A 25,805-nucleotide genomic window follows, 5' to 3' on the forward strand; every position below is an offset into this window, starting at 1 on the left:
ACGGCTATCAACAGTGGGGTCTTCTTATTTGATGAATGGGCCAGGAAACTTGTGAGGCGGCCGGGTGGGAGGCTCTGCGTGAACGGAATGAATGACTAAGCGTGAGCAGTCTGGAAGTGGCAATTGCAGGGGGACGTTGAAATTTCGAGAGCAAAGTCCTTGCGCGGTGTTGAGGGCAGGCCTAGTCTGCCCTCAGACATTGTTTACTCAACGGCGTTGCAATGGCCAAAACCTCCCAATCAAGCTGCGTGATCAGTACCCGGTTGCCGTCCGATACGAGGGCGCGGTTTGCAGCGCTGGCCGCGCGTCATCAGCTCAGCGCGTCGGATCTGCTTGCGAAGGTGGTCGACGAAGTGCTCAAGACCAATGGCACAATCCCGCTCGGGTCGGATGGACAACGGTCCGCATGCGATTCAGAGAGTGGCCTTGGCGTAACGGATCTCATCACACTGCGACTTCGTCCCGGCGACCGGATGCTGGCCGCAAAGCGGGCCGATGCTCGTGAGATGAAGACCAGCAGTTACCTGACCATGCTGGTCCACAACCATGTTCGGCGCTCGGCGGTGCTGCCTCCGAAAGAGCTGGATCAGCTCCGAGTGACCTGCGCGCAGCTGGCCGCGCTCGGGCGGCAGCTTCGAAGGTTCGGCATGCCGAACACTTTGGCGCAGCCGATGGCGTCGGACCTGGGCGATGCGATCACGCTGGCACGGCGGGAAGTCGAGGTGGTACGCGAAGCCACAGCGGCCGTCGTGCGCCGGAACCTCATCAGCTGGGAGACCGGCAGGGAGACGGGCAGTGCCTAAGCAGGCTGTGCGCTTGGGCCGAAGCAGCCGTGGCTCGGCTGGTGCATCGCGCGACATGGCCTTGGACATCGTGAGCTATGGCCGGCGGGGGCCCAGCGGCACCCTGCGCTTCGGCGCCGACCAGATCGCGCAGATCCAGCGCACGGTGGGTCGCACGCCCGAGGTGATAGTGAAGGTCTCCGGCGGTGGGCGGGATGTTGGCGGGGTGGGAGCGCACCTGCGCTACATCGGCCGGCACGGCAAGCTGCCGACGGAAACCGACGAGGGACTGATGCTGCAGGGCCGGGGCGCTGCCAGGGAGATCACGGCCGACTGGCAGCTGGACCTTTGCAGAAGCCAGTACAAGCCCAAGCCGGCCGAGGGTCAGAAGGACGCCCGTGCGAAGCTCGTCCACAACATCGTGCTGTCGATGCCGGCCGGCACGCCGCCGCAGAAGGTGCTGGCCGCGGCACGCTTGTTCGCGCGCGAGAACTTCGCGCTGCGGTATCGCTACGCCTTGGTGCTGCACACCGACCAGCCGCACCCGCACGTGCATCTGGTGGTCAAGTGCGAGCACGAATTCGAGCCTGGCCAGCGCCTGTACATCCGCAGGGACACGCTGCGTCAATGGCGCGAACAGTTCGCCGTGCTGATGCGTGAGCAGGGCGTGGCGGCCAATGCGACGCCGCGTCAGGTGCGAGGGCAGATCCGCAAGCCGTACAAGGACGCGATCCATCATCGGCTCCGTGCACTTCGGGCGTTCGGGCAATTGCCGTCCAGTGAGCAGGCCAAACGCCCGCCACCGAAGACCTCGACCTTCGTGCGCGCCAAGCTGGAGAGCGTGCTCCAGGTTCTCAGGTCTGGGTGGGGCACCTTGGATGCCGGCCTGAAGGCGATGCAGGGGACCCGGCAGGAGGTGACTGCGGACTGGCGTGCAACGGCGGATGCACTTCGAAGGCAGGGCGAAGGTGATCTCGCGGCCCAGGTGGATCGTTTCGTCGCGCGCATGCCGGAGGTACAGACCGATGCGCAACGAATGGCTGGCCGCTGGAAAGAGCAAGCCAGAAGCCGGGCGCCAGAACGCACGATCACCGATTTGCAGAGGTCGCAAGTCCGATGAACACGCGAGAGTTCGTGATTGCCTTGCCGGCAGCATCGACAACGTTGCGCAGACGGTCGAGGAGCCGAGTGCGTTTGCACGGGGCAAGAAACTGGTCGAACGCCACCCGTTCCTGACAGGGCGACTCGGGCCCGGCCGGCGATTGTTCGAAAGCTGTTCGGCCGGTAAAGAGAAAAGGCTCGGTTGGGGGTTGGGCTGAGGGCCGCTGTTGATACGCGAGCTCCTGCAGGCCTAGTAGATTTGGCGGTTGTCAAAAGTCGAGCCTCGTCGCACGCTCGGCAGAAGTTCATGCTGAAGACGATCTTGAGAGGGAGGGCTGCGATGTCGAAGCAGCGCAGATGGCGTTGTCTGCGGTTCTTTCGATTACGCCCCGGCTGTGGAACCAGACGCGCTCCGCCAAGAACGGCACCGTCGCGCAGATCGAGCAGCTGGTGTGCATCGCGCGCGAGTTCGGCCAGCCGATTGCGACGGCGCAGCAGGCGCGCGAGATCTCAAAGATCGGGGTGTTCTACAAGACCACCGAAGAGTCGCTGCTGGCAAACGTTTTCGCCCCGAACCGCAACGGTGCCAACCAGGGGTTCCTGCGCAAGGCCGCATGGCTCCTCGTCGACGCCGTTTCGCATGGCCTTCGCTATGAGCACGGGAACGCAAATCACCGCGGCCTGTCGACTGGCGATGGCCTCGTGGCACGCCTTGGTTCTTGAGCATCCACGCGGAAGGATGGCCCGTCACCTCGACGAGGTAGAGGTGCGCGCCCAGGGTCTTCCTGCTCGGCCGTTCGTCGATCGTCAGGATCTGCACGTCAGCCTGGGCAGCGGCGCCACCGCTGGCGGCATCGGTGTGGCGAACTGTCGGCATCTCGCGATCGATGCATTGCTTGACCTCCTTGAACGCGACCGGATGGGCCAACACATCAGTGCTTTCAGGGGAGAAAAGCAGAACGCGTTCATCGCCGAACCTTCGTGGCCAGCACGGCCGATGTAACGAAGTGAACATCAACGAGCAGCGGGCTGAACACACTGACGCGCAAACCCGGCGGGCATCGGAGCGTGGCCGGCCTGATAACAAACAGCTCGCACCATATTGGATATAGCCGCTTGCCGGCGGCTACCGATCGATTGAGCGGGCGCTGCTGCCTCGGTCCGCGCGGTGGTCGTGGTGGCCGCGGCGCTTGCGCTCGGTCCGGGCTTTCTCCAGCGTCTCCTGGCTTTTCTTCGCAGCCGCCTCGCAGCGCTCGTGCAGCGCGATCAACTCCCTGTCCGTGAGTTTCTCGATGCCGATGAAGTCATCCTCCGCGTTGGAGGAGCGGATCAGTTCGTCCAGCTTGGTCTGCAAGGCCACACCGTCGCGGTTCTGGGTGTTCTGAATGAGAAAGACCATCAGGAAGGTGACGATGGTGGTGCCCGTGTTGATCACGAGCTGCCATGTTTCCGAAAAGCCGAAGAACGGCCCCGAAACCGCCCAGGCCACAACCACGGCCACGCAGATCAGGAAGGCCGCCGGGCTGCCGGCCATGCGGGCGAAGGTGTTGGCGAAGGAGTCGAAGAGTCGTTCCATGGGCTTGCCTGTGTCTTCCGATGCGCTCGGCGATGCCTGCACCGCCGAACGCTCTATCTGCCCGCAAGAACGCCGGGCATTTCGCTGGGAGCGCTCGGCGCGGGCGGCATCATCTCTGCCGGGATTTCGAAGCGTTTCTGGAGTGCATGGAAGTACGCAAGCGCGCCAAGCAGCACGACGATGACCGCCACGACGCCCCATGCCGATACGCGGCGGCTGTCGTCACGCTCGTCGCTTCCCGCCTGCTGCTGCTTCATGCTCAGGGCTCCTTCTGTCGCCCCGATCTACTTTTTCATCGCCTTGATCTCGGCCTTGCCCTTCTCTTCGTCCGTCTTGGCCTGCTTCATGCACGCAGACTTGGCGTCGCCCTTCTGGTCGTCACACTTTTCTTTTGCGATGCTGTAGGCAACGTCCACCTTGGCTTCCGCCACCTTGCGAGCGTTGCCGTCACTGGGCTTGAGCTTCTGGTCCAACTCGGCCTTGGCGATCTTTTCCTTGCCCTTGGCCTCTTCGACGCAGACGTCCTTGGCGTTGTCCTTCATGGCGTCGCAGGCCGCACGGTCGGCCTTGTAGTCGGCCGCAATTTTGTCGCGACCGGCCTTGAGTTCGGCAATGGCCGGATCGACGGTCGCCGCCGGAGGCGGGTTCATCTGCGCGTGGGCTGAGAGCACCGTGAGGCACGACGCGACGGCGCAGGTCCATATGAGTTTCTGCATGGTCATCTCCTTTGGGCACCGTGTTCGTTGCACAAGGATGTCCGGTGCCTGGAGTCCAGACTAGAAACCATGGGCGATGCGTCGATAGGACGCTGCGCGAACTGGCCGTAAGCGCATGCCGACGCCGTCGGGATGGGGCTTGCCCGGCTATGCGCCTTCGCCCAGCACCAATTGCGTCTGTGTGACGACCGCGCACAGTTTGCCATCGGCATTGGTCACCGAGGTTTGCCACACATGCGTAGTGCGTCCGCGATGCAGCGCCAGGCAGGTGCCCGTGACCGTCGTGCCGAGGCGCGCGCCCGCGATGAACTTGGTGCTCGAATCGGTGGTCGTCGTGCGCTTGCCTTCGGGCAGGTTGGCGATGGTGCCGACCGCACCCAGCGTGTCGGCGAAGGCCATGTAGGCGCCGCCGTGCAGGATGCCGCCGGCGGTGCACAGGTCTTGCCGCACCTCCATCTGCGCGACCACGCGGTCGGGTGCGAGCTCGGTGAGCCGTACGCCCATCAGGCCGGGAAAGATCGCGTCCAGCAGTTTCTGGAGCGCGGCGATGTCGTGCATGAATGTCTCCTTGATTTGTCGAGGAGGCTCCATTCTGAATAGATAAGCACCATGGCCGCCGCGCGATGTCCGGTCAGGCCCTTCGCTTGAACATCGCGGAAGCCCCGCTGGCCTGCGCCACGTCCTCGGCCGACGACAGCAGCACCGGTCCCAGTTCGAGCATGCGTTCCTCGGTCAGTCGCACCAGTGGCCCTGCGATGGTGATGACGCCGATCACCGCGCCGTTGCCGCTGCGCACCGGCGCGGCCATGGCTGTCATTGCCGGCGCGAACACCTCGCTGATCATCGCGAAGCCGCGCTTGCGTGCCGCGCGCAGATACGCCAGCAGCGCTTTCACTGTGGTCGGCGCCTTCGGGCCGTAGTCTTCGGGCTTGCCGAAGCCCTGCTTCGCCACGAGTTGCAGCGCTTGCTCGTCCGTCATTGTCGACAGCCAGGCGTGGCCGGCGGAGCTGCAGGAGAGGTTCACCGACAGGCCCATGTCCGGGTCGTAGCGCAGGCCGCGCGTTGCACCTTGCGCCTTGGCGACGAAGGTGAGCTCGTCGCCGTCGACCACCGCCAGCCGCACCAGTTCGCCCGATTCGGCGGCGAGCCGGTCGAGCAGCGGCTGCGCCACGTCGACGATGCCGCTGTTGCTGAGAAAGCTCAGGCCCAGCGACACCAGCTTGATCGTGAGCATGTAGTCGCCGTGGCTCTGGTCCTGCCGCACATAGCCGCAGCGGATGAGCTCGGTCAGCAGGCGGTGCGTGGCGCTCAGCGGCATTTCCAGCTCGGCCGACAGTGCTGACAGTGCGCGGCCTTCAGGGTGGCCGGCCAGGTGTTCGAGGACCTTGAAGCTGCGTTCGAGTATGGCTGTCATGACGTCACTCTAGCGCTTTTGCCAAGTGTTTTCACTAGTGGAAATGTTTTCCAATTCCGCTCTAAGATCGCACCGCCCTTGCACCTTCACACAGCTGGAGATCACATCTTGAGAACGCTTCATCGCCAGCTGGCAGCGGCCGGCCTGACCCTCGCCCTGGCCATTCCCGCCTTCGCGCAGGGCGTGCAGGACCGTGTGATCCGCTTCGGTCACCTCAACAACGCAGACCACCCCGTGAGCTTCGGCGTGAAGCGTTTCGCCGAGCTGCTCGCGGCCAAGAGCGGCGGCAAGATGAAGGTGCAGGAGTTCCCGGCCTCGCAGCTGGGCAACGAGATGCAGCAGCAGTCGGCGCTGCAGGGCGGTGTGCAGCAGATGTCGGCACCGGCCACCACGTCGCTCGCGGGCATCGTCAAGGAGTTCGGCCTTGTCGACTTCCCGTTCGCGGTGGGCAGCTTCGCGCAGGCCGATGCGCTGCTCGACGGCCCGCTGGGCCAGGCGTTGATCGCGAAGCTGCCGGAGAAGGGGCTGGTGGCGCTGGGCTATTGGGACCTGGGCTTTCGCAACGTCACCAACAGCAAGCGGCCCATCACCAGGCCCGAGGACCTCGAAGGCCTGAAGATCCGCGTCATTCCGAACCCCGTGTTCCTCGAAACCTTCAAGGCCTTCAAGGCCAACCCGGTGCCGATGCCTTTCGCCGAGCTGTACGGCGCGCTCGAGTCGAAGGCGGTCGACGGCCAGGAGAACCCGTACGCGGTGATCCTGTCGAACAAGTTCTACGAGGTGCAGAAGTTCGTGAGCGCCACGAACCATGTGTATGCGGCCAACATCGTGCTGGTCAGCAAGAAGTTCTGGGACTCGCTGAGCCCCGCCGAGCAGAAGATGATGCGCGAGGCCGCCGACGAAGCGCGCGGCTATCAGCGCCAGGTGAGCCGCGCCGCCGCGCAGCGCGCCGTAGGCGACTTGCAGGCCAAGGGGGCGCAGTTCAACGAGCTCGCGCCTGCCGAGCAGGCCCGCATGCGGCAGATTGCCAAGCCTGTCACCGAGCGTTTCGCCGCGAGCTACGATCCCGCCATCGTCAAGCTCTACACCGACGAACTCGCGCGCATCCGCAAGCAGTAAGACCTCCGACCGAAGGCGCCTCATGAAGATCCTCGTCCTGCACGGCCCCAACCTCAACCTGTTCGGCCGCCGCGAACCCCACATCTATGGCAAGACCACGCTGGCCGAAATCAACGCGCAGCTGCAGCAGCTCGCCACCGAGCTCGGCGTGACGCTGGACATCCTCCAGTCGAACCACGAAGGCGACCTGATCGACTTTTTGCACACCCACATCGACGGGGCTCAGGGTGCGCTGGTCAACCCGGCCGGCCTCACGCAGCACGGCGTGCCGCTGCACGACGCGATCAAGGCGATGCCGTTCCCCATCATCGAGGTGCACATGTCCAACATCGCCGCGCGCGAGACATGGCGCGCGCACTCGATCATCTCGCCGGCGGTGAAAGGCACGGTCCAGGGCCTGGGCCCGCAGTCTTACCTGGCTGCGCTGCGCGCGCTGGTCGAGATGCACAGGCAGGCCGCGCCGGCCTGAACGCAGAGCATGACCATGAACCGATGGATCGACCGGTGCTGCGCCGGCATCGAAGCCCTGATCGCAGCCGCGCTTGCGGTCATGGTCGTGCTGGTCTTCGGCAACGTGGTGCTGCGCTACGGCTTCAATTCGGGCATCACCCTGTCCGAGGAAGTCTCGCGCTGGCTCTTCATCTGGATGACCTTTCTCGGTGCGGTTGTCGCGCTGAAGGAGCACGGCCACCTGGGCGTCGACATGGTCGTGCAGAAGCTGCCGCCCATCGGCAAGAAGATCTGCCTCGCGGTGGGGCACGTGGTGATGCTCTACATCGTGTGGCTGCTGTTCCAGGGCAGCACGGCGCAGACGCGCATCAACTGGGACGTGACCGCGCCGGTCACCGGCGCCTCGATGGCGGTGGTGTACCTGTCGGGCGTGGTGTTCTCGGTGCTGGCCGCCTTCATCCTCGTGCTCGACCTGTTGCGCCTGCTCACAGGGCGCATTGCCGAGAGCGACCTGGTGATGGTGCAGGAGTCCGAAGAAGCGGTGCAGCTGCAGCAGATCCTCGGTTCGCAAGACAGCGCCGCGCAAGGCGATGCACAACAGGGAGCACGCAAGTGACCATCGTCGTCTTCGTGGGCTCGCTGCTCCTGGCCATGGCGATGGGCATTCCCATCGCGTTCTCGCTGCTGGCCAGCGGGGTCGCGCTGATGTGGCACCTCGACCTGTTCGACGCGCAGATCCTTGCGCAGAACGTGATCGGCGGCGCCGACAGCTTTCCGTTGCTGGCCGTGCCGTTCTTCATGCTGGCCGGCGAGATCATGAACGTGGGCGGCCTCTCCAAGCGCATCGTCGATTTCGCGCTCGCGCTGGTCGGCCATGTGAAGGGAGGCCTTGGCTACGTGACCATCATGGCGGGTTGCCTGCTCTCGGCGCTCTCGGGGTCGGCCGTGGCCGACGCGGCCGCGCTGACGGCGCTGCTGCTGCCGATGATGGTCAAGGCAGGCCACGACAAGGCGCGCGCGGGCGGGCTCATCGCCGCCACCGGCGTGATCGGCCCGGTGATCCCGCCGAGCATCGGGCTCGTGATTTTCGGCGTGGCGGCCAACGTCTCGATCTCCAAGCTGTTTCTCGCGGCCATCGTGCCTGGCCTGCTGATCGGCGGCGCGCTGTGGATCACCTGGGCCTGGCTGGTGCGGCGCGAGAAGATCGTGCCTCCGCCGCGCAAGTCGGGCGGCGAAATCTTCACGGCGTTTCGCAAGGCGCTGTGGGCGCTGATGCTGCCGGTGATCATCCTCGTGGGCTTGCGCATGGGCGTGTTCACACCGACCGAGGCGGCCGTGGTGGCCGCCGTCTATGCGCTTTTCGTGTCGACCGTCGTCTATCGCGAGCTGAGCTGGAAGGACCTCTACGCGGTGTTCGTGGGCGCGGCCAAGACCAGCGCCATCGTGATGTTCCTGATCGCCGCGGCCATGGTGAGCGCATGGCTCATCACGGTGGCCGACCTGCCTTCGAAGGTGGTGGGGCTGCTGCAGCCCTTCATGGGCAACCAGATCCTGCTGATGATCGCGATCATGGTGCTGGTGATGATCGTGGGTACTGCGATGGACATGACGCCGACGATCCTGATCCTCACACCCGTGCTGATGCCCATCGTGAAGGCTGCGGGCATCGACCCGGTCTATTTCGGCGTGCTCTTCATCATCAACAACTCGATCGGCCTGGTCACGCCGCCGGTGGGCACGGTCCTCAACGTGGTGGCCGGCGTCGGAAAGATCTCGATGGACGACGTCACGCGCGGCGTGGTGCCTTTCATGATCGCCGAGTTCGCCGTCATGTTCCTGATGGTGCTGTTCCCGTGGCTGGTGACGGGGCCGGCCAGGTTGTTCCACGGATAGACATATACATACAAGGAGACGTTGCCATGAAGAAGCCCTCGATGCTGAAACTGCTGGTTGCCGCCGTTGCGTTGTTCGCCATGTGCGGCGCCGGTGCGCAGGTCAAGGAGCGAACGCTCAAGTTCGCGTTCCAGAACCAGACCGGCCATCCGCAGGCGCAGGGCGCGCAGAAGTTCGCCGACCTCGTGGCCGCCAAGTCGGGCGGCAAGATCACCGTCAAGCTGTTCGCGGGCGGCGCGCTCGGCGGCGATCTTCAGACCGTGTCGGCGCTGCAGGGCGGCACGGTCGAACTCACGGTGCTGAACGCGGGCATTCTCTCGGCGCAGGTCAAGGAGTTCGCGGCCTACGACTTTCCGTTCCTGTTCAACAGCGGCAAGGAGGCCGATGCGGTCACCGACGGACCCTTCGGCCAGAAGCTGATGGCCAGGCTGGAAGACAAGGGCCTGCATGGCCTGGGCTACTGGGACCTGGGCTTTCGCAACCTCACCAACAGCAAGCGGCCGATCGTGAAGGCGGACGACATCGCGGGGCTGAAGATCCGTGTGATCCAGTCGCCGATCTACATCGACCTGTTCGGTGCGCTGGGCGCCAATGCCACTCCGCTGCCGTTCCCCGAGCTGTATCCCGCTCTCGACCAGAAGGCGGTCGACGGGCAGGAGAACCCGAACACCACCATCCTGTCGTCCAAGTTCGCCGAGGTGCAGAAGTACATCACCCAGACCCGGCACATCTACAACCCGCAGGCGCTGCTGATCAGCAGGAAGACCTGGGACGGCATGAGCGCAGAAGAGAAGAAGATCATCACCGAGGCGTCGACCGAATCGACCGCGTTCCAGCGCGAGGCCTCGCGCGGCGCCGCCGACAGCGCGCTCGACGCATTGAAGAAGGCGGGCATGACCGTGTCGGAGCTGCCGCCCGAAGAGATGGCGAAGCTGCGCACGAAGGTGAAGCCGGTCATCGACAAGTACTCGGCCTCGGTCGGCGAGGCCACCGTGAAAGAGCTGATGGCCGAGATCGACAAGGTGCGCAAATAGGCGGGGGCTCAGCCGGCCGTTGCACGCCGCAGTGCCGCGCGCGCCAGCAGGCGCGTCGAGTCGAGTGTCGGGAGTGCCGAGTTGCCGTCGTTCAGCACCAGTGGCAGTTCGGTGCAGCCCAGCGCCACGGCATCGCAGCCGCGCGCCTTCAGGCCTTCGATCATCTGTTGCAGCACCGTGGTGGACTCGGGCCGGACCACGCCGCGCACCAGTTCGTCCATGATGATGCGGCCGAGCATTGCACGCTCATCGGCATCAGGCCGCACGGCTTCCAGCCCGGCGGCCGACAGCGCCTGCGGGTAGACCTCGCTGTCGACCAGCCAGCGTGTGCCCAGAACGCCCACGCGGCGAAAGCCCCGCGATGCCGCCTCCGCCGCAACCACCTCGGCGATGTGCAGCCACGGCAGCGGCGACTGCGGGAGCACCCGATGCATCGCCTGGTGGATCGTGTTGTCGGGGCAGATCAGAAAGTCGGCGCCAGCCGCCGCGAGCTTGCCCGCCGACGACAGCATCAGTTGCGCGACGCCGTCGACGTCGCCGCGATCGAGGCAGTCCACATACGCGGCGAGCGAGTGCGTGTGCATCGAAACCTCGGGGTGCGCGTGGGCCTGGTCCATGTGCTGGGCGCCTTCGACGCACAGCGTGCGATAGCAGAGCGCAGCGCCTTCGGCCGAGCAGCCGACGATGCCAATGTGCAGTGGCATGGAAGAAATCTCCGAAAGGGAAACAGCAGGGCGAACGATGTTCTCACGGCCTTCGCGACACTGCCATGCCCGCATGGCGGTCGAGCCGCAGCGTCATCAGCGTTGCGATGGCCATCAGCAGGCCGACCACATACCAGGCGTGATGGAAATCCGCGAGCTGCACCGCCGGCGCGCCGCGCAGCGCCTTCGACGCGCCGAGCACCATCGCGCCCAGCGCGACGCCGAGCGCGAGCGAAACCTGCTGCAGCATCGTGCCAAGCGTGCTTGCGCCGGCGCGCGATTCATCGGGCACGTCGGCAAAGGCCAGCGTGTTGATGGCCGTGAAGTTCATCGAGCGCGCCATGCCCGCCACGAAGAGCAGCACGCACACCCACGGCAGCGGGTCGCCCGGCGACAGCAGCCCGCAACCGAACAGCGTGGCGGCGCAGATCGCACCGTTCACCGTCAGCACGTTGCGAAAGCCGAAGCGCCGCAGCACCGCCGTGGTGGCGCTCTTCATCACGAGGTTGCCGCCCATGTACACCAGCAGCATCGAGCCCGCCTGGAACGCGTTCATGCCGAAGCCGATCTGGAACATCAGCGGCAGCAAAAAGGGCGAGGCGTTGATCGCGATGCGCGAGACGAAGCCGGCCGTCGCGGTGGCCAGCGCATAAGTCGGCACAGCCAGCGCGCGCAGGTCGAGCAGGGGCGCCGTCGTGCGTCGCGCATGGCGCACCGCGGCGGCTGCGGCCACGGCGCCGGCTGCCAGCAGGCCGAGGGTGGTGGCCGAGCCCGGCTGCGAGCCGCCCAGGCGCGTGAGGCCTTCGACCAGCGCGGCCAGCGCAACGGCGGTGAGCACGAAGCCGATTGCATCGAAGCGCGTCGGAGCCACGTCGGTGCGGCGCGGGAACAGCCGCATGATCAGCCACAGGCCCACGAGGCCCAGCGGCACGTTCAGCAGGAAGATCCAGCGCCACGACGCGTGCGTTGCGATGAGCCCGCCCAGCGGCGGGCCGATCACCGGCGCGATGAGCCCCGGCCAGGTGATGGTGCCGATGGCCTCTATCAGCCGGTGCTTCGGCGTTTCGCGCAGCACCACGAGCCGGCCCACCGGCGACATGAAGGCCGCGGCCGCGCCCTGCAGCACGCGCGCCGCAACGAACACCTCAAAGGTGGGCGCCAGCCCGCAGGCGAGCGAAGCCATGGTGAAGGTGCCAACCGCGAGCGCAAACACCCGCCGCGCGCCGAAGCGCCCGGCGCACCAGCCCGCCGCCGGCACCAGCGCCGCCATCGCGATCAGGTAGACCGTGACGCCCAGGCTCGCGTCCAGCGCGCCCATGCCGAAGCCGGCGCCGATGGCCGGCAGGGCGGTGACGATGATGGTGGCGTCCAGCGTCTCCATGAAGAAGGCCGCCGCCACCGTGAGCGCGATGCGCTTGGAGGCGCTGTCCGTGGCCGCTGCCGGCTGGGCGTTGTCGTTCATGCGGCAAGTCTGACATCGTTGAATGAGGGCTAGGGTTTTCCCCGAGGCGTTGATCCGGCGGATCGGACGGGCGTTGCCCGCGCCATCCGGATCGTCGGCGGGTCGCGGTTCGCACGCTCACCAAAAGGTCCATCAAATCAAGGACTTAGCGCGCGGTGCGACCGGTGCCGTGCGTGGCATGTCGATTGCTGAACCACGGGGCCGGCCGCGCGCCCCGCTGCGGAGCCTGGCCACGAAATTGGAGACAACCCGATGAGCCACCCCGTGGAACACACCACCGCACCCAAGCCCTTCTACAAATCCCTGTATTTCCAGGTCATCACGGCCATCGTGCTCGGGGTGCTGCTGGGGCATTTCTACCCCGACACCGGCGCTTCGATGAAGCCGCTGGGCGACGGCTTCATCAAGCTGATCAAGATGATCATCGCGCCGATCATCTTCTGCACGGTGGTGGTGGGCATCGCCGGCATGGAAGACATGAAGAAGGTCGGCAAGACCGGCGGCCTGGCGCTGCTGTACTTCGAGATCGTGAGCAGCATCGCGCTGGTGGTGGGCCTGGTCATCATCAACATCGTGAAGCCCGGCGCGGGCATGAACGTCGACGTGAGCCAGCTCGACACCAAGAGCATTGCGGCCTACACCGGCCCGGGCAAGATGCAGAGCACCACCGACTTCCTGCTCAACATCATCCCGAACACGGTGGTCGATGCCTTCGCCAAGGGCGAGATCCTGCAGGTGCTGCTGATCGCGGTGATGTTCGGCTTTGCGCTGCACAAGTTCGGCGGCCGCGGCACGCTGGTGTTCGACGTGATCGAGAAGGGCTCGCACGTGCTCTTCGTGATCGTCGGCTACATCATGAAGGTCGCGCCCATCGGCGCCTTCGGCGCCATGGCCTTCACCATCGGCAAGTACGGCGTGAGTTCGCTGCTGCAGCTGGGCCAGCTGATGGCCACCTTCTATGCCACCTGCCTGTTCTTTATCTTCGTGGTGCTGGGGCTCATTGCAAGGTTCCACGGCTTCAGCATCTGGAAGTTCATCAAGTACATCAAGGAAGAACTGCTGATCGTGCTGGGTACCTCGTCGAGCGAGTCGGTGCTGCCGCGCATGATGGCCAAGCTGGAGAACCTGGGCGCGAAGAAGTCGGTGGTCGGGCTGGTGGTGCCCACGGGCTACTCGTTCAACCTCGACGGCACCTCGATCTACCTGACGATGGCGGCGGTGTTCATCGCCCAGGCGACCAACACCGACATGACGCTGACGCAGCAGCTCACGCTGCTGGCCGTGCTGCTGCTCACTTCGAAGGGCGCGGCGGGCGTCACGGGCAGCGGCTTCATCGTGCTGGCGGCCACGCTGTCGGCGGTGGGCCATGTGCCGGTGGCGGGGCTCGCGCTCATCCTGGGCATCGACCGCTTCATGTCGGAAGCGCGCGCGCTCACCAACCTGATCGGCAACGGCGTCGCCACCATCGTGGTCGCCAAGTGGACCGGCGACCTCGACACCGTGCGCATGCACCAGCATCTGGACCAGGAAAGCACGGTGGAAGCCGACGAGCCCGAGCGTGTGCTCGACGCAACCGAAGCGCACATGCCCGCCAGCCCGGCACGGCAGGCCTGACCCTTTCCTTACCGGCCCCGCGAAAGCGGGGTGGCGCAGGGCCATCGGGCTGCCACCGATGCGGACGGCCCGGCCTTGTGCAATAACGCTCCCATGATTTCAAGGGAGCCGGCCCGGCGTTTCGATGGACCTTCCGACAATGCCAGGGGATGGCGCGGCCTGCCGCGCTGGTGCGGCGCACTGGCCCTGGTGGCCGTGGCCGCCTTCGCCGGCCACCAGATCGCCATGCAGGCTGGCCTGGCGCGCCTGCGCGAGGCAGCCGAACACCGGCTCGACATGCTCGCAACTGGGCTCGACGCCGACCTGGCCCGCTTCGACTACCTCCCCGCGCTGCTGGAGATGACGCCCGTCGTGCCGGCGCTGCTCGGCACGCCGACCGACACTCGCCTGCGCGACGTGGTCAACCGCTACCTCGACGGCGTCAACGCCACCGCCGGTGCCGAGATGCTCTATGTGCTCGACGCCTCCGGCACTTCGCTGGCGGCATCGGACTGGGACAAGCCCGGCACCACCGTTGGGCAGGACCTGTCGTTCCGGCCCTACGTGATCGATGCGCTGGGGCAGGGCAGGGGCCGCTTCTACGGCGTGGGCATCACCAGCAAGCGGCCGGGCTACTACCTTTCGTATGCGCTGCGCCGCGGCCAGTCCGCGCGCGGCGTGGTGGCCGTGAAGATCAACCTCGAAGAGACCGAGCGCGCCTGGCGCAAGCTGCCCGGCGACGTGGCGCTGATCGACCAGCGCGGCGTGGTCATTCTTTCCACGCGCGACAACCTGAAGTTCCGCCCGCTGCTGCCGCTCGATGCGCTGCAGCGCGCCGAGGTGCTGCGCTCGCGCCCCTACGGCGAGGCCACCCTGCAGCCGCTGCAGTGGACGCAGAAGGAGGCGCTCGACCGCGATGTGCAGGTGATCTCGCTCGACGGCGTGGACCAGCTCGCTTCGGCCCGCACCCTGCGCGGCGCGCCGTGGCAGCTGGTGGTGCTCGACGACCTGGTGCCGCTGCGCGTGGCGGCGCGCAATGCAGCCATTACCGCCAGCCTCGCGATGGCGGTGCTGCTGCTTGTGGCCGTCGCGCTGTGGCAGCGCCGCCGAGCGGTGCGCCAGAAGCTGGCCAACCAGGCCGCGCTGCAGGCGGCGCACGACACGCTCGAATCGACCGTGGTGGCGCGCACTGCGCAGCTGCGCGCCGCACAGGGCGAGTTGGTGCACGCGGGCAAGATGGCCGCGCTGGGCCAGATGTCTGCCGGCGTGGTGCACGAACTCAACCAGCCGCTCACGGCCATGCGCACGCTGTCGGAAAGCGCCACCATCCTGCTCGACAAGAGCCGCCTGGACGACGTGCGCGGCAACCTCGAGCGCATCCGCGGCATGGTCGACCGGCTCGCGCGGCTGACCTCGCAGCTGCGAACCTTCGCCTACAAGGGCGAGCTGCCGCTGGCGCCGGTGCAGCTGTCGCATGCCATCGCCGACGCGCAGGTGATCGTCGCCGAGGCCTCGAAGAAGCAGCGCGTGACCATCGAGGTCGACGTGCAACCCCCGGCGCTGAGCGTCATGGCCGAAGACGCCGCGCTGGGCAGCGTGCTCGCCAACCTGATGCGCAACGCCATCGACGCCATGCAGGACGCGCCGGTCCGCACGCTGCGCCTGGAGGCGCGGCCGAAGGAGGGGCGCGTGCTCCTGTCGGTGACAGACACCGGCCCGGGCATTCGCCCCGACATCCTGCCGCGCCTGTTCGAACCCTTCGTCACCGGCAAGGCCGCGGGCTCGGGGCTGGGCCTGGGGCTCGTGATCTCGGCACAATTGGTGCGGTCCATGGACGGTTCGCTGCGCGCGGCCAACCTGGATGGCGGCGGGGCATGCTTCGTCATCGACCTGCCCGCTGCCATTGCCGTGATCCACAACCCGCCTGTCCCCTCCCATTCCCCCTTTTCCATTGCACAACAGGAGTGACCCCCAAGTGAGCGAAGCCCCTGCCATCCGGGTGCTGCTGGTCGAGGACGACGAAGACGTCCGCATCAGCACGACTCAGGTGCTGACCCTGGCCGGTTTCGAGGTCGAATCTTTCGCCAGCGCCGAGCGCGCGCGGCCGCACATCGGCTTCGGCGTGCCGGCCGTCGTCATCAGCGACGTGCGCCTGCCGGGCCTGAGCGGCACCGAGTGGCTGCCCGAGCTGCGCAACGTCGATGCCGAACTGCCCGTGATCCTGGTCACCGGCCACGGCCACATCGCGATGGCCGTGCAGGCCATGCGCGAGGGCGCCTACGACTTCATCGAAAAGCCTTTCAGCTCCGAGCGGCTGGTGGCCATCGTGCGCCACGCCATCGAGCGCCGCCAGCTCAGCCTGCAGGTGCGCGCGCTGCGCGACGCGCTGGAGAACTGGCAGGGCATCCAGTCGGTGCTGATCGGCCGTTCGGCGCAGATGCAGCAGGTGCGCCAGACTGTAAAGACGCTGGCCGAGACCTCCGCCGACGTGCTGGTCTACGGCGAGACCGGCACCGGCAAGGAGCTGGTCGCGCGCTGCCTGCACGACCACAGCGCGCGCCGCCGCCAGCATTTCGTGCCGCTCAATTGCGGCGGCCTGCCCGAGTCGCTGGCCGAGAGCGAGCTGTTCGGCCACGAGGCCGGCGCATTCACCGGCGCCAGCCGCATGCGCGTGGGCAAGTTCGAATACGCCAGCGGCGGCACGTTGTTCCTCGACGAGATCGAGAGCATGCCGATGGCGGTGCAGATCAAGCTGCTGCGCGCGCTGCAGGAGCGCAGCATCGAGCGCATCGGCTCCAACAAGACCATTCCTTTCGACTGCCGCGTGGTGGCCGCGAGCAAGGACGACCTGAAGGCCATGAGCGACCAGCAGAAGTTCAGAGCCGACCTGTACTACCGCCTGGGCGTGGCCTTCATCGAGCTGCCGCCGCTGCGTGAGCGGCGCGAAGATATTCCGCTGCTGTTCGAGCACTTCACCCTGCAGGCCGCAAGCCGCTACGAGCGCCCCGCGCCGCTCTTGAGCAATGCGCAGCTGGCCGACCTGATGGCCTACGCCTGGCCCGGCAACGTGCGTGAGCTGCGCAACGTGGCCGACCGCTTCGTGCTGGGCCTGCTCGGCGAGCGCCTGACGCAGACACGCGGCGGCAACAGCACCGAAGGCGTCCCCGCCCTGCCGCGCGGGCTGCCGCAGCAGGTGGAGTCGTTCGAACGCGCGGTGATCGTCGAGGAGCTGCGCCGCCAGCACGGCGACCAGCCGGCCACAGCCGCCGCGCTGGGCATTGCGCGCCAGACGCTGCACGACAAGGTGCGCAAGCTGGGCGTGACTGTGGACGAGTTCAAGTGAGTAGCTCGAGTCTTATGGGGTCAGGATTCCGTGGAAATCAACAGCTCGCCGGCATGCGGGGCGCATGCCAGGGCGTCTTTGCGGACATCGCGGGCGACATGCGTGCGTACCTGAAGAGCAAACTGTTCTGCGCCCGCGACGCCGACCAGCACTTCCTGCGGCATCGCGTCCGGAAGGTCGCCGAGCGCAGCATGCTCGCGCATGACGAATGGTTCGACCTGCCCGGCTACCAGGCCTTTTCGCCCCATGTGCCCATGACCGTGGACGCGCGCTATGCCCACGTGGGCGCGAACATCGACGCGTCTTCGACGCAGGTGGCGCACGCGGCGCCCGACGGCACGCGGGTGCGCTGGCCCCTGTACGACGCAAGGGGCCAGGCCGTCTGCAGCTACGTCGTCGTCCGCGACAACGGCGACGGCGCCAGCATTCCCGCACCCTGATTCTTCAGCGCACCAGCAGCTTCATCATCCGTTCGAAGGTCTTGCCGTAGGGCGGCTTGAACAGGCCCAGGCCGTTCAGCGCCGACTGGTGAAAGATCGGCTTCATCTTCGAGAAGGTCTCGAAGCCGTGCTCGCCGTGGTACGCGCCCATGCCGCTGGCGCCTACGCCGCCGAAGGGCAGGTTGTCTTGTGCGACATGCAGCAGGGTCTCGTTGATCGACACGCCACCGGTCACCGTGTTCTCCATCACCCGCTCGATGGTCGCGCTGTTCTTCTCGAACAGGTACAGCGCGAGTGGGCGAGGGTGTGCGTTGACGTACGCAATGGCTTCGTCGATGCCCTTGTAGGTCAGCACCGGCAGCAGCGGGCCGAAGATTTCCTCCTGCATCACACGCATACCGTCGTTCACGCCGGTCAGCAGCACGGGTGGAAAGCGGCGCGTCGCAGGGTCGGGTGCCGTGTCGGACAAGGGCAGGGCGCTGGCGCCCTGCTCCTGCGCCAGCGCCGACAGCTCCTGCAGCCGTGCGAAGTGGCGCGGGCTCACGATGCTCGTGTAGTCGGTGTTGGTGGCCAGCGCCGGGTACATCGAGGCGAACAGGCGCCGGGCGCTGTCGGCAAAGCGCTGCTGCTGGCCTTCGGGCAGCAGCACGTAGTCGGGCGCGATGCAGGTCTGGCCCGCGTTGAGCGTCTTGCCGACCAGGATGCGTTCGACGGCCTTGTCGAAGTTGGCATCGGGCCCGATGATCGCGGGTGACTTGCCGCCCAGCTCCAGCGTCACCGGCGTGAGGTGCTCGCTCGCGGCGCGCATCACGTGGTGGCCGACAGCGGTCGAGCCGGTGAACAGCAAATGGTCGAAGGGCAGGCTGGAGAAGGCGCGCGCGGTTTCTGCGTCGCCGTTGACGATGGCGATCTCGTCTTCGGCAAACTGCTTTCGCACCAGCGCGGCGAACAGCTCGGCGAAGCGCGGCGTGAACTCCGACTGCTTCACCATCAGGCGGTTGCCCGCCGCCAGCGCCGCGGTCATCGGCCCCACCGCCAGGTACAGCGGGTAGTTCCACGGCACCACGATGCCCACCACGCCCAGCGGCTGCGGCATGATCCGCGACGACGCGGGCTTGAACCACAGGCCCGTGGAGCGGCGGCGCACGCGCATCCATGCCTTGCCGTGCGCGAGCGCGTGCTGCACGCCCTCGATGCTGGGGAACACTTCGGCAAGCTCGGTTTCCTGAAAGGCCCGGTGGTGGAAGTCGGCGCTGATGGCGGCAGCGATTTCCTGGCGGCTGTCTTTCACCAGCGCACGCAGGCGCTTCAAGCGGTCGGCGCGCTCGTTCCACGGCGGCGTCTGCGCGCGCAGGCTCGCGGCGCGCATGGTGTCGAAGGTCTGTCGCATGTCGTCGTGTGTCATGGTTTGTTGCGAAGGCCTCAGCCCGTTTGTTGATACACCGCCCAGCGATCCTGCACCGTGCCGCCGCGCTGCGCGACGAGGTCGCCGAACTGCAGCAACACGCCTTCGGTGATGACGGACCGTTCACGCTCTCCTGGTTGGCACTGTGCCCGAGGATGCCATTGAACTGCAGCCCCTGGGCGACTCATGCTCGGCCAGCGCCAAGTAGCGCCCTGGGCAGGGCGCTATGCGTTTCGAAAAAAGAAAAAAGGCCGCGGGCGAACCCCGCGGCCGCCGCCGTCAGAAGGGCTCGACGGGCAGCGCGCGCTTGTGGGCGCTCTTGCGATGCGTCGCAAGAATGATCTGTCGGGCCGCGGCCGACACCGGCTTGCCTTCGAGGAAGTCGTCGATCTGCTCGTAGGTGACGCCGAAGGCGTCTTCGTCGGGCTTGCCCGGCACCAGCGATTCGAGGTCGGCGGTGGGCACCTTGTAGACCAGCGCGTCGGGCGCACCCAGCAGCTGTGCCACCGCGCGCACACGGCGCTTGTTGAGGCCCGTGAGCGGCGTGATGTCGGCCGCGCCGTCGCCGAACTTGGTGAAGAATCCCATCAGCGCCTCGGCCGCATGGTCGGTGCCGATGACGATGCCGTCGTGCGCGCCGGCCACCGCGAACTGCGAAATCATGCGCTGGCGCGCCTTGATGTTGCCGAGCACGAAGTCTTCATGTGCCGCGTCGCGGAAGGTCAGGTCGCCGGCCTTCAGCGCGGCGAGCATGCCGTCGGCGGCGGGGCGGATGTCGACGGTGATGGTGCGGTCGGGCTTCATCACCGCCAGCGAGGCCTGCGCTTCGGCTTCGTCCTTCTGCACGCCGTAGGGCAGGCGCATCGCGATGAAGGTGGCGTCGTAGCCCGTGGCGCGCAGCCGCTGGACGGCGCGCTGCGCGAGGCAGCCGGCGGTCAGCGAATCGACGCCGCCGCTGATGCCCAGCACCAGCGTCTTCAGGCCGGTGCGCTTCAGGTAGCTGGCGAGAAAGTCGGTGCGGCGCTCCAGCTCGTGGGCGGCATCGAAGACGGGCGCGACATGCAGCGCCGCGATGATCTCGCGCTGCGTGTCGTCGACGGGAGTGAGGTCTGCGCTCATTGTGGGATACGACGTGTGAAGTGAATCAGAAATCGACGAGGCTGAGACCAATGCTCAGCACCGTGCGCTTGCGGTTGTAGTCCACCAGCGTGTCGCCATAGCCCGAGAACAGCTGCGTGTGGAAGCGCAGGTTGCTCTTGGTCGGGTCGCCGATGGCCTTGAGCCATTCGAGGCGCACCGAGCCGCGGCCGCTGTCGCGCAGGTTGTTGCGCACGGTCACTGCGAGCTGGTTGTCGCGGTTGAGGTTCCAGCGGCCGGTGATTTCGGCGCGGCCGTAGTAGTCGGCGATGTCGGGGTTGTCGTCCTTGGCGGCATTCTCGGAAATGCGCTTCCAGATGCGGCCGGTGATGGTGAAGCGGTCGTCGAGCTCGGCGCCGCCCATCAGGTACACGCGGTTCCAGCTGCGCGACAGCGGCAGGGTCTGGCCGTTCGACTGGTGCACGATGCCCAGGCCCGAATAGCGCCAGCGCCAGCCGCCCGGCAGCTTGAAGTCGGTCGGGTAGACATACATCAGCTCGGGTTCGTGGTCGGTGGTGCGGAAGGGCCGCGAGATGGCGCCGTTGAACAGCTGCCAGGTCGACTGCTGGCTGTAGGCGAACCACAGCGAGTCTTTCTTGGTCGGGTCGTCCTGCGTGAGCATGCCTTGCGCGAGCTTGGTGCGCACCGACAGGCCGATGCGCATCTCGTTGGCCTGGTAGGCCACCGGGTCGGCGGTGTGGCCGGCCGAGGGCGAGGTCGGCGTCTCGGGCTTCTTGGTGGCGGCCGAGACCGACACGTTGAGCGGACGGTAGCCGCGGAAGCCGAAGGTGCCGCAGTCGGTGGCGTTCTCCAGTTCCCAGAAGCGCGAGAGCGCCGAGTACTGGCGGTCGCGGCAGCCTTCGGTGGTGGCGACCGAGACGATGCGCGTGGCCGGGATCGATGAGTCCACCGGCGGCTGCGTGGTCGCCAGCACGGGCGGCGCCACGGGCACCGACACCGAAGGCAGCGTCTGCTGCTGCGCCCAGCGGTCGAAGCAGGCCAGGCGCGCTTCGTTGTTGGCGCCGAGCGCGGCGCACTGCTGCCAGGTGAGCTGGGAGTCGGCCAGCGGGCTCGCTGGCTTGTCCACGGCCTGTGCGTGCACCGCGGCGCCGCCGCCGAGGCAGGCGGCCACGGCCGCGAGCGCGCGGAGGTTGAAACGGGGTTGTCGTCGTGTCGTCGTCATCATTGCTTTCCTTCCTGGGCAACCGTCTTGCTGAGCACGAAGGGATGCGTGCTTTCGTCCGCGGCGTTGCGCCACGTGCCCCTGAATTCGCGCCCGCAGGAGCCGGCCTGCAGCTTGCCCGACCACACGCCGCTGATGGCGCGGCCGTCCTGCGATTCGTCGATGGAGAGCGCGCCTTCGTCGTCCACATCGCCCGCGAGTTGCGCGACCGTGGCCTTCGCGGGGTTGGCGCCGTTGCGCGTGATGGTGCCGCGCACGCCGTCGTAGTCGGGGTGCTTGCCGAGCTGCACGGCGGCCACGGCCGGCAGGTTGTCGAAGCGTGCTTCCCAGCGGCCGTAGAGCGATTGCACCGGCAGGTCGCGCGCGTCGGCGGGGCAGTCGGCGCTGCTCCGCACGGATGCGCAGCCCGACAGTGCGAGCAGTACGCCGGCCAGCAGCGCGGCAGTGGCGGTCGTTCTCATGGCGCCGCTGCGGCTGCCGCCGCCTTTGCCGCGCTGTCCTGCGCCTTGCGCGCGAATTCGGCGCGCAGCGCCTTGAGTTTTTCGCGCGGGTCTTCCTTGATGGTCTCCTTGTCGAGGCCCATCTCGGCGATGAAGCGGCTGGGTATGCAGGGCACCATTTCGCGGCCCTGCTTGCGCTTCTTGGTCCAGCTCACGGCCAGGCTGCGTTGCGCGCGCGTGATGCCCACGTACATCAGGCGGCGCTCTTCCTGCAGCCGCTGCAGCGTGTCTTCGCTCACCTTCTGCTGGCGGCCGTTGTCGTCGTCGAGCTTGAAGGGCAGCAGGCCCTCGCTCACGCCGATCAGCATCACGTGCGGCCATTCGAGGCCCTTGGAGGCGTGCAGCGTCGAGAGCGTGACCACGTCCTGGTCTTGCTCGCGCTCGCTGATGGTCGACAGCAGCGAGATGGTCTGCGCCACCTCGAGCAGGCTCTTGCGTTCGGTCTCGATGTTGTCGTTGGCGCCCGAGGCGTCGTCCAGCGTGCCGCCGGCGCGCTGCGACATCCAGTCGACAAACTCGAGCACGTTGGTCCAGCGCGAGGCCGCGGCGGCTTCGCTGTCCTCGCCGTCGTAGAGGTGCTTCTCGTAGTCGATCTCCTTCAGCCAGTCGAGCATGAAGGTGCGCGAGTCTTCCGCGCCCATGGTGCGGCGCGCGCGGTATTCCAGGTCGTTGATGTAGCGGCCGAACTCGTGGATGCCCTCGAGCGTGCGCTTGGGCATCACGCTCGGCAGCGAGGGGCTGAACAGCGCCTCGAACAGGCTCAGCTTGTACTGGCTTGCGAAGGTGCCCAGGCTCGCGAGCGTGGTGTGGCCGATGCCGCGCTTGGGCGTGGTGATGGCGCGCAGGAACGCCGGGTCGTCGTCGTTGTTGACCCACAGGCGGAACCAGCCGCACAGGTCCTTGATTTCGGCGCGGTCGAAGAAGCTCTGGCCGCCCGAGACCTTGTACGGAATCTGCGCCTTGCGCAGCGCCTGCTCGAACACGCGTGCCTGGTGGTTGGCGCGGTACAGGATGGCGAAGTCGCGGAACTCCTTGTGCTGCTTGCCCTGCGTGACGGCGTCGCCCGCGCGGATGCTCACGATGCGCGCCACCGCGCGCTCGGCCTCGTGCACTTCGCTGTCGGCATCGACGATGCGCACCGGCTCGCCTTCGCCGAGCTCGGAGAACAGTGTCTTCGGAAACAGCTTGGGGTTGGGCCCGATCACGTTGTTGGCCGCGCGCAGGATGGCGCTGGTGGAGCGGTAGTTCTGCTCCAGCTTGATGACCTTGAGCTTGGGGTAGTCGACCGGCAGCTTGCGCAGGTTGTCGAGCGTGGCGCCGCGCCAGCCGTAGATGGACTGGTCGTCGTCGCCCACCGCGGTGAAGTGGCCACGCTCGCCGGCCAGGGCCTTGAGCACTTCGTACTGGGTGGCGTTGGTGTCTTGATACTCGTCCACCAGGATGTGGCCGAGCGCGGCCTGCCACTTGGCGCGCACCTCGGGAAATTCGTAGAGCAGCTTCAGCGGCATGCCGATCAGGTCGTCGAAGTCCACGCTCTGGTAGGCCGCCAGGCGCTCTTCGTAGCGGCCCATGATCTTCGCGGTGATGCGCTCGTTGTCGTCCGCGGCCTGGGCCTCGGCCTGCGCGGCGTTCAGGCCCATGTTCTTCCACTTGCTGATGGTCCACTGCCAGATGCGGGCGGTGGCCGCGTCGGTGGTGCCTCCGGCGTCTTTCAGGATCTTGGTGACGTCGTCGCTATCGAGAATGCTGAAGGCCTTCTTCAGGCCGAGCACGGCGCCGTCCTCGCGCATCATGCGCACGCCCAGCGCGTGGAAGGTGCAGACAACGACCTTGCGTGCGTCCTTGCCGATCAGGTCTTTTGCGCGCTCGCGCATTTCTGCGGCTGCCTTGTTGGTGAAGGTGATGGCCGCGATGCGCTGGGGCGCGATGCCCGACTGGATGAGGCGGCCGATCTTGTGAGTGATCACCCGCGTCTTGCCCGAGCCCGCACCGGCAAGCACCAGGCAGGGACCGTACATGTAGTTGACAGCTTCGAGCTGCGCGGGATTGAGACCGTGAGACATTGGAGAAAAAGAGAACCGGAAAAAGGCCGTGAAGAACGCCGTGGGGAACGGCAGGCGCAAAGCGGGCAATGATACGGGGCCGGCCCCCCGCGGGGTTGTAGGCCAGACACGCCGATGCAGCCTGCTGGTGGGCAACGACAATGGTCCGGTGCTGCCTGTATTCCTTGTTACCTTCCCTTTCTTCGCGTTAATCGCGGCCGGCTATGGCGCGGCCCGCGCCCGCATCCTGCCGCTGGACGCGATTCCCGGCCTCAACACCTTCGTGCTGTATTTCGCGCTGCCGTGCATGCTGTTGCGCTTCGGCGCGGGCACGCCCATCGGCCAGTTGCTGGACGGCAGCGTTGCACTGGTCTGGGGCATCAGCGCGCTGGCCGTGGTGGCGGGCGTGGTGACGTTCACGCGCAATGCGCGCATCGGCTGGAACGACGCGGCCTTCGGCGCACTGGTGGCGGCGTTTCCGAACACCGGCTTCATGGGCGTGCCGCTGCTGGTGGCCATTCTTGGGGCTCAGGCAGCGGGGCCGATGATCATCACGATCGCGTTCGACCTCGTGGTGACTTCGTCGCTGTGCATTGCGCTGTCGCGCCTCGACGGCGCGGGCGGCGCGGGGCGGCACGGCGCCACACTGGCGGCGCGCAAAGCGCTGCGCGGGATCGTCGTCAACCCGATGCCGTGGTCGATCCTGCTGGGCGTTCTGCTGTCGGCTGCGCGCTGGCCGCTGCCCGGGCCCATCGAGCGCACCATCGCCATGCTGGCCGATGCGGCCTCGCCGGTGGCGCTCTTCACCATCGGGGCGGTGCTGGCCCGTTCGGCGCTGCTGGCGCGCGAGCATGGCGCCAGCGCGGCGGTGGCCGAGGCCATGGGCACCACGGCGCGCAGCCCTGCGACCAAGGCACCGTGGAGCGACGTGCTGCCGGTGGTGGCGGTGAAGCTGCTCGCGCATCCGCTGCTGGTGTGGGGCCTGGGGCTCGGCGCCATCGCGTTCGGGTTGCCGCTGTCGCACGAGGCGCTGGTGGTGATCGTGCTGGTCGCGGCGCTGCCGAGCGCGAGCAACGTGTCGATGTTGGCCGAGCGTTTCGGTGCGGACAACGGCCGCATCGCGCGCATCATCCTGTGGACGACGGCGATCGCCTTCTTCAGCTTTCCGCTCGCGGTGAGCGTGCTACGGGGTTAGGACGCCGAGCTTGTACGGGTCGGCATCGGCAAGGCGCTCGCACTTCGAGAAGTCGCGGCCCTGCGTGCCGTCGCAGTAGTAGGTGTTGTAGATGCGGCCGAAGAGCGTCGGGCTCGCGGTGAAGAGCACGCCGTGGTCGGGCTGCCAGTTGTCCTTGACGACGGGCGGGGCGCTTGCTTCCACCGGTTTGGCTGCCGAGGTGGTGGTGGGCGTGAAGTCGGCCAGCGTCTTGTGGGCCTCGTCGCCGCGCCAGCGTATTGCCAGCTCGGCAGCCGTGGGGCGCGACGCGACCGGCAGCAGGATGCCGTTGACCTGCAGGCCGTAGCCGAAGCGGTGTGTCTTGCCGGCCAGGAAGGCATAGGCGCAGGCGGCCATGCATTGGCCTCGTATTTCGGTCTGCACGCCGCTCGCGCGGATGGCGTCGGCATATGCACCCGCTGCTTCGGCGGTGCCGCCGAACGAATCTTCGAAGACCACGGTATGGACTGTTCCGCTGCCCAGCTGGTCGGTGAATTCCTTGATCGCGGTGCCGTCGAGCATGCCCGACACCACCAGGCGGCTGCCCTGCAGATCGAGCTCGGCCGCCGAGGCGGCGGGTGCGGCAAAAACGCAGGCGAGGCACGACGCGAGCGAGAGAACCCAACCTGAGAAAGACGGCGGTTTCACGGCGACCTACCCTTTGCCTTCGATGAGCGAGCCAGCTTGGAACGCGAAAC

The 25,805-nt window shown here is 66.8% G+C and carries 26 protein-coding genes and 1 pseudogene; 14 read left to right on the plus strand and 13 right to left on the minus strand.

Annotated features, from left to right (window positions below):
- The first annotated feature begins 221 nt into the window (after nt 1-221).
- The 4 genes and pseudogenes from ACZYSP_RS30140 (at nt 222) to ACZYSP_RS30155 (ending at nt 2,886) form a co-directional block, all read left to right on the plus strand.
- The gene (locus tag ACZYSP_RS30140) at nt 222-803 is read left to right on the plus strand and encodes a hypothetical protein (protein WP_489018133.1); all 582 of its coding nucleotides are present in this window, start codon (nt 222-224) and stop codon (nt 801-803) included.
- Between the two features lie 55 nt (nt 804-858).
- Nucleotides 859-1,902, plus strand: a complete 1,044-nt coding sequence (locus ACZYSP_RS30145) for a relaxase/mobilization nuclease domain-containing protein (RefSeq protein WP_489018135.1) — start codon at nt 859-861, stop codon at nt 1,900-1,902.
- A gap of 374 nt (nt 1,903-2,276) precedes the next feature.
- A pseudogene (locus tag ACZYSP_RS30150) lies at nt 2,277-2,498 on the plus strand (3-keto-5-aminohexanoate cleavage protein); the annotation flags it as partial.
- A gap of 124 nt (nt 2,499-2,622) precedes the next feature.
- Nucleotides 2,623-2,886: a hypothetical protein gene (locus ACZYSP_RS30155; protein WP_489018137.1), complete on the plus strand. Its 264-nt coding sequence runs from the start codon at nt 2,623-2,625 to the stop codon at nt 2,884-2,886.
- 123 nt (nt 2,887-3,009) lie between these two features.
- On the opposite strand, the gene ACZYSP_RS30160 is transcribed toward ACZYSP_RS30155, so the two are convergent.
- The 5 genes from ACZYSP_RS30160 to ACZYSP_RS30180 all read right to left on the minus strand — a co-directional run bounded on the left by ACZYSP_RS30160 (nt 3,010) and on the right by ACZYSP_RS30180 (nt 5,589).
- Nucleotides 3,010-3,459 carry a low affinity iron permease family protein gene (locus tag ACZYSP_RS30160; protein ID WP_489018139.1) on the minus strand — a complete coding sequence of 150 codons (450 nt, stop codon included), beginning with the start codon at nt 3,457-3,459 and terminating at the stop codon, nt 3,010-3,012.
- Between the two features lie 53 nt (nt 3,460-3,512).
- Nucleotides 3,513-3,716, minus strand: a complete 204-nt coding sequence (locus ACZYSP_RS30165) for a hypothetical protein (RefSeq protein ID WP_489018141.1) — start codon at nt 3,714-3,716, stop codon at nt 3,513-3,515.
- Between the two features lie 27 nt (nt 3,717-3,743).
- Entirely contained in the window at nt 3,744-4,175 is a 432-nt protein-coding gene (locus ACZYSP_RS30170) for a hypothetical protein (RefSeq protein ID WP_093079443.1), read from the minus strand.
- A 147-nt stretch (nt 4,176-4,322) separates the two neighbouring features.
- Nucleotides 4,323-4,733: a PaaI family thioesterase gene (locus ACZYSP_RS30175; RefSeq protein ID WP_489018144.1), complete on the minus strand. Its 411-nt coding sequence runs from the start codon at nt 4,731-4,733 to the stop codon at nt 4,323-4,325.
- Between the two features lie 73 nt (nt 4,734-4,806).
- The gene (locus ACZYSP_RS30180; RefSeq protein ID WP_093079318.1) at nt 4,807-5,589 is read right to left on the minus strand and encodes an IclR family transcriptional regulator; all 783 of its coding nucleotides are present in this window, start codon (nt 5,587-5,589) and stop codon (nt 4,807-4,809) included.
- A gap of 108 nt (nt 5,590-5,697) precedes the next feature.
- Here ACZYSP_RS30180 and ACZYSP_RS30185 point away from each other — a divergent pair, with 108 nt between their 5' ends.
- The 5 genes from ACZYSP_RS30185 to ACZYSP_RS30205 are packed head-to-tail and all read left to right on the plus strand — an operon-like array spanning nt 5,698 to nt 10,085.
- Entirely contained in the window at nt 5,698-6,708 is a 1,011-nt protein-coding gene (locus ACZYSP_RS30185; protein ID WP_093079314.1) for a TRAP transporter substrate-binding protein, read from the plus strand.
- A gap of 22 nt (nt 6,709-6,730) precedes the next feature.
- Complete coding sequence (locus ACZYSP_RS30190; RefSeq protein ID WP_354336986.1) at nt 6,731-7,177, plus strand: type II 3-dehydroquinate dehydratase; 447 nt, start codon at nt 6,731-6,733, stop codon at nt 7,175-7,177.
- 15 nt (nt 7,178-7,192) lie between these two features.
- Nucleotides 7,193-7,774, plus strand: a complete 582-nt coding sequence (locus tag ACZYSP_RS30195; RefSeq protein WP_489018147.1) for a TRAP transporter small permease — start codon at nt 7,193-7,195, stop codon at nt 7,772-7,774.
- Entirely contained in the window at nt 7,771-9,051 is a 1,281-nt protein-coding gene (locus ACZYSP_RS30200) for a TRAP transporter large permease (protein WP_093079309.1), read from the plus strand. Before ACZYSP_RS30195 ends, ACZYSP_RS30200 begins: the two co-directional genes overlap by 4 nt.
- Before the next feature lie 26 nt (nt 9,052-9,077).
- Nucleotides 9,078-10,085 carry a TRAP transporter substrate-binding protein gene (locus tag ACZYSP_RS30205; RefSeq protein WP_354336983.1) on the plus strand — a complete coding sequence of 336 codons (1,008 nt, stop codon included), beginning with the start codon at nt 9,078-9,080 and terminating at the stop codon, nt 10,083-10,085.
- Nucleotides 10,086-10,093: 8 nt separating this feature from the next.
- Here the strand turns inward: ACZYSP_RS30205 and ACZYSP_RS30210 are convergent, their stop codons facing one another.
- Together ACZYSP_RS30210 and ACZYSP_RS30215 are read right to left on the minus strand one after the other, a co-directional pair.
- A complete protein-coding gene (locus tag ACZYSP_RS30210) occupies nt 10,094-10,789 on the minus strand; it encodes an aspartate/glutamate racemase family protein (RefSeq protein ID WP_489018150.1) in 696 nt (231 codons plus the stop codon).
- Between the two features lie 43 nt (nt 10,790-10,832).
- Complete coding sequence (locus tag ACZYSP_RS30215) at nt 10,833-12,251, minus strand: MFS transporter (RefSeq protein ID WP_489018152.1); 1,419 nt, start codon at nt 12,249-12,251, stop codon at nt 10,833-10,835.
- Nucleotides 12,252-12,503: 252 nt separating this feature from the next.
- On the opposite strand from ACZYSP_RS30215, the gene ACZYSP_RS30220 reads away from it, so the two are divergent.
- The 4 genes from ACZYSP_RS30220 (at nt 12,504) to ACZYSP_RS30235 (ending at nt 17,627) form a co-directional block, all read left to right on the plus strand.
- Nucleotides 12,504-13,865, plus strand: a complete 1,362-nt coding sequence (locus tag ACZYSP_RS30220; RefSeq protein WP_093079297.1) for a dicarboxylate/amino acid:cation symporter — start codon at nt 12,504-12,506, stop codon at nt 13,863-13,865.
- Nucleotides 13,866-13,958: 93 nt separating this feature from the next.
- Nucleotides 13,959-15,812, plus strand: coding sequence for a sensor histidine kinase (locus ACZYSP_RS30225; protein WP_489018154.1), 1,854 nt, complete (start codon nt 13,959-13,961; stop codon nt 15,810-15,812).
- A 7-nt stretch (nt 15,813-15,819) separates the two neighbouring features.
- Nucleotides 15,820-17,187 carry a sigma-54-dependent transcriptional regulator gene (locus ACZYSP_RS30230; RefSeq protein WP_489018156.1) on the plus strand — a complete coding sequence of 456 codons (1,368 nt, stop codon included), beginning with the start codon at nt 15,820-15,822 and terminating at the stop codon, nt 17,185-17,187.
- Nucleotides 17,188-17,240: 53 nt separating this feature from the next.
- Nucleotides 17,241-17,627, plus strand: coding sequence for a hypothetical protein (locus tag ACZYSP_RS30235; RefSeq protein WP_489018158.1), 387 nt, complete (start codon nt 17,241-17,243; stop codon nt 17,625-17,627).
- A 4-nt stretch (nt 17,628-17,631) separates the two neighbouring features.
- Here ACZYSP_RS30235 and ACZYSP_RS30240 read toward each other — a convergent pair whose 3' ends face one another.
- The 5 genes from ACZYSP_RS30240 to ACZYSP_RS30260 form a co-directional block, all read right to left on the minus strand.
- The gene (locus ACZYSP_RS30240; RefSeq protein ID WP_489018160.1) at nt 17,632-19,032 is read right to left on the minus strand and encodes a coniferyl aldehyde dehydrogenase; all 1,401 of its coding nucleotides are present in this window, start codon (nt 19,030-19,032) and stop codon (nt 17,632-17,634) included.
- Between the two features lie 279 nt (nt 19,033-19,311).
- Nucleotides 19,312-20,151 (minus strand): NAD(+) synthase, encoded by an 840-nt coding sequence (gene nadE / locus ACZYSP_RS30245; RefSeq protein ID WP_489018162.1) that lies wholly within the window; start codon nt 20,149-20,151, stop codon nt 19,312-19,314.
- A gap of 25 nt (nt 20,152-20,176) precedes the next feature.
- The gene (locus ACZYSP_RS30250; protein WP_093057216.1) at nt 20,177-21,352 is read right to left on the minus strand and encodes a phospholipase A; all 1,176 of its coding nucleotides are present in this window, start codon (nt 21,350-21,352) and stop codon (nt 20,177-20,179) included.
- Entirely contained in the window at nt 21,352-21,813 is a 462-nt protein-coding gene (locus ACZYSP_RS30255; protein WP_489018165.1) for a hypothetical protein, read from the minus strand. Before ACZYSP_RS30255 ends, ACZYSP_RS30250 begins: the two co-directional genes overlap by 1 nt.
- Nucleotides 21,810-23,915, minus strand: coding sequence for an ATP-dependent helicase (locus tag ACZYSP_RS30260; RefSeq protein WP_489018167.1), 2,106 nt, complete (start codon nt 23,913-23,915; stop codon nt 21,810-21,812). The genes ACZYSP_RS30255 and ACZYSP_RS30260 overlap by 4 nt, the downstream gene beginning before the upstream one ends.
- 148 nt (nt 23,916-24,063) lie before the next feature.
- Here ACZYSP_RS30260 and ACZYSP_RS30265 point away from each other — a divergent pair, with 148 nt between their 5' ends.
- Complete coding sequence (locus ACZYSP_RS30265) at nt 24,064-25,089, plus strand: AEC family transporter (RefSeq protein ID WP_489018234.1); 1,026 nt, start codon at nt 24,064-24,066, stop codon at nt 25,087-25,089.
- On the opposite strand, the gene ACZYSP_RS30270 is transcribed toward ACZYSP_RS30265, so the two are convergent.
- Nucleotides 25,078-25,755, minus strand: a complete 678-nt coding sequence (locus tag ACZYSP_RS30270; RefSeq protein WP_489018169.1) for a hypothetical protein — start codon at nt 25,753-25,755, stop codon at nt 25,078-25,080. The two genes, ACZYSP_RS30265 and ACZYSP_RS30270, sit on opposite strands and share 12 nt — an antisense overlap.
- Nucleotides 25,756-25,805: the final 50 nt, after the last annotated feature.

Source organism: Variovorax sp. F042 (assembly GCF_057814215.1).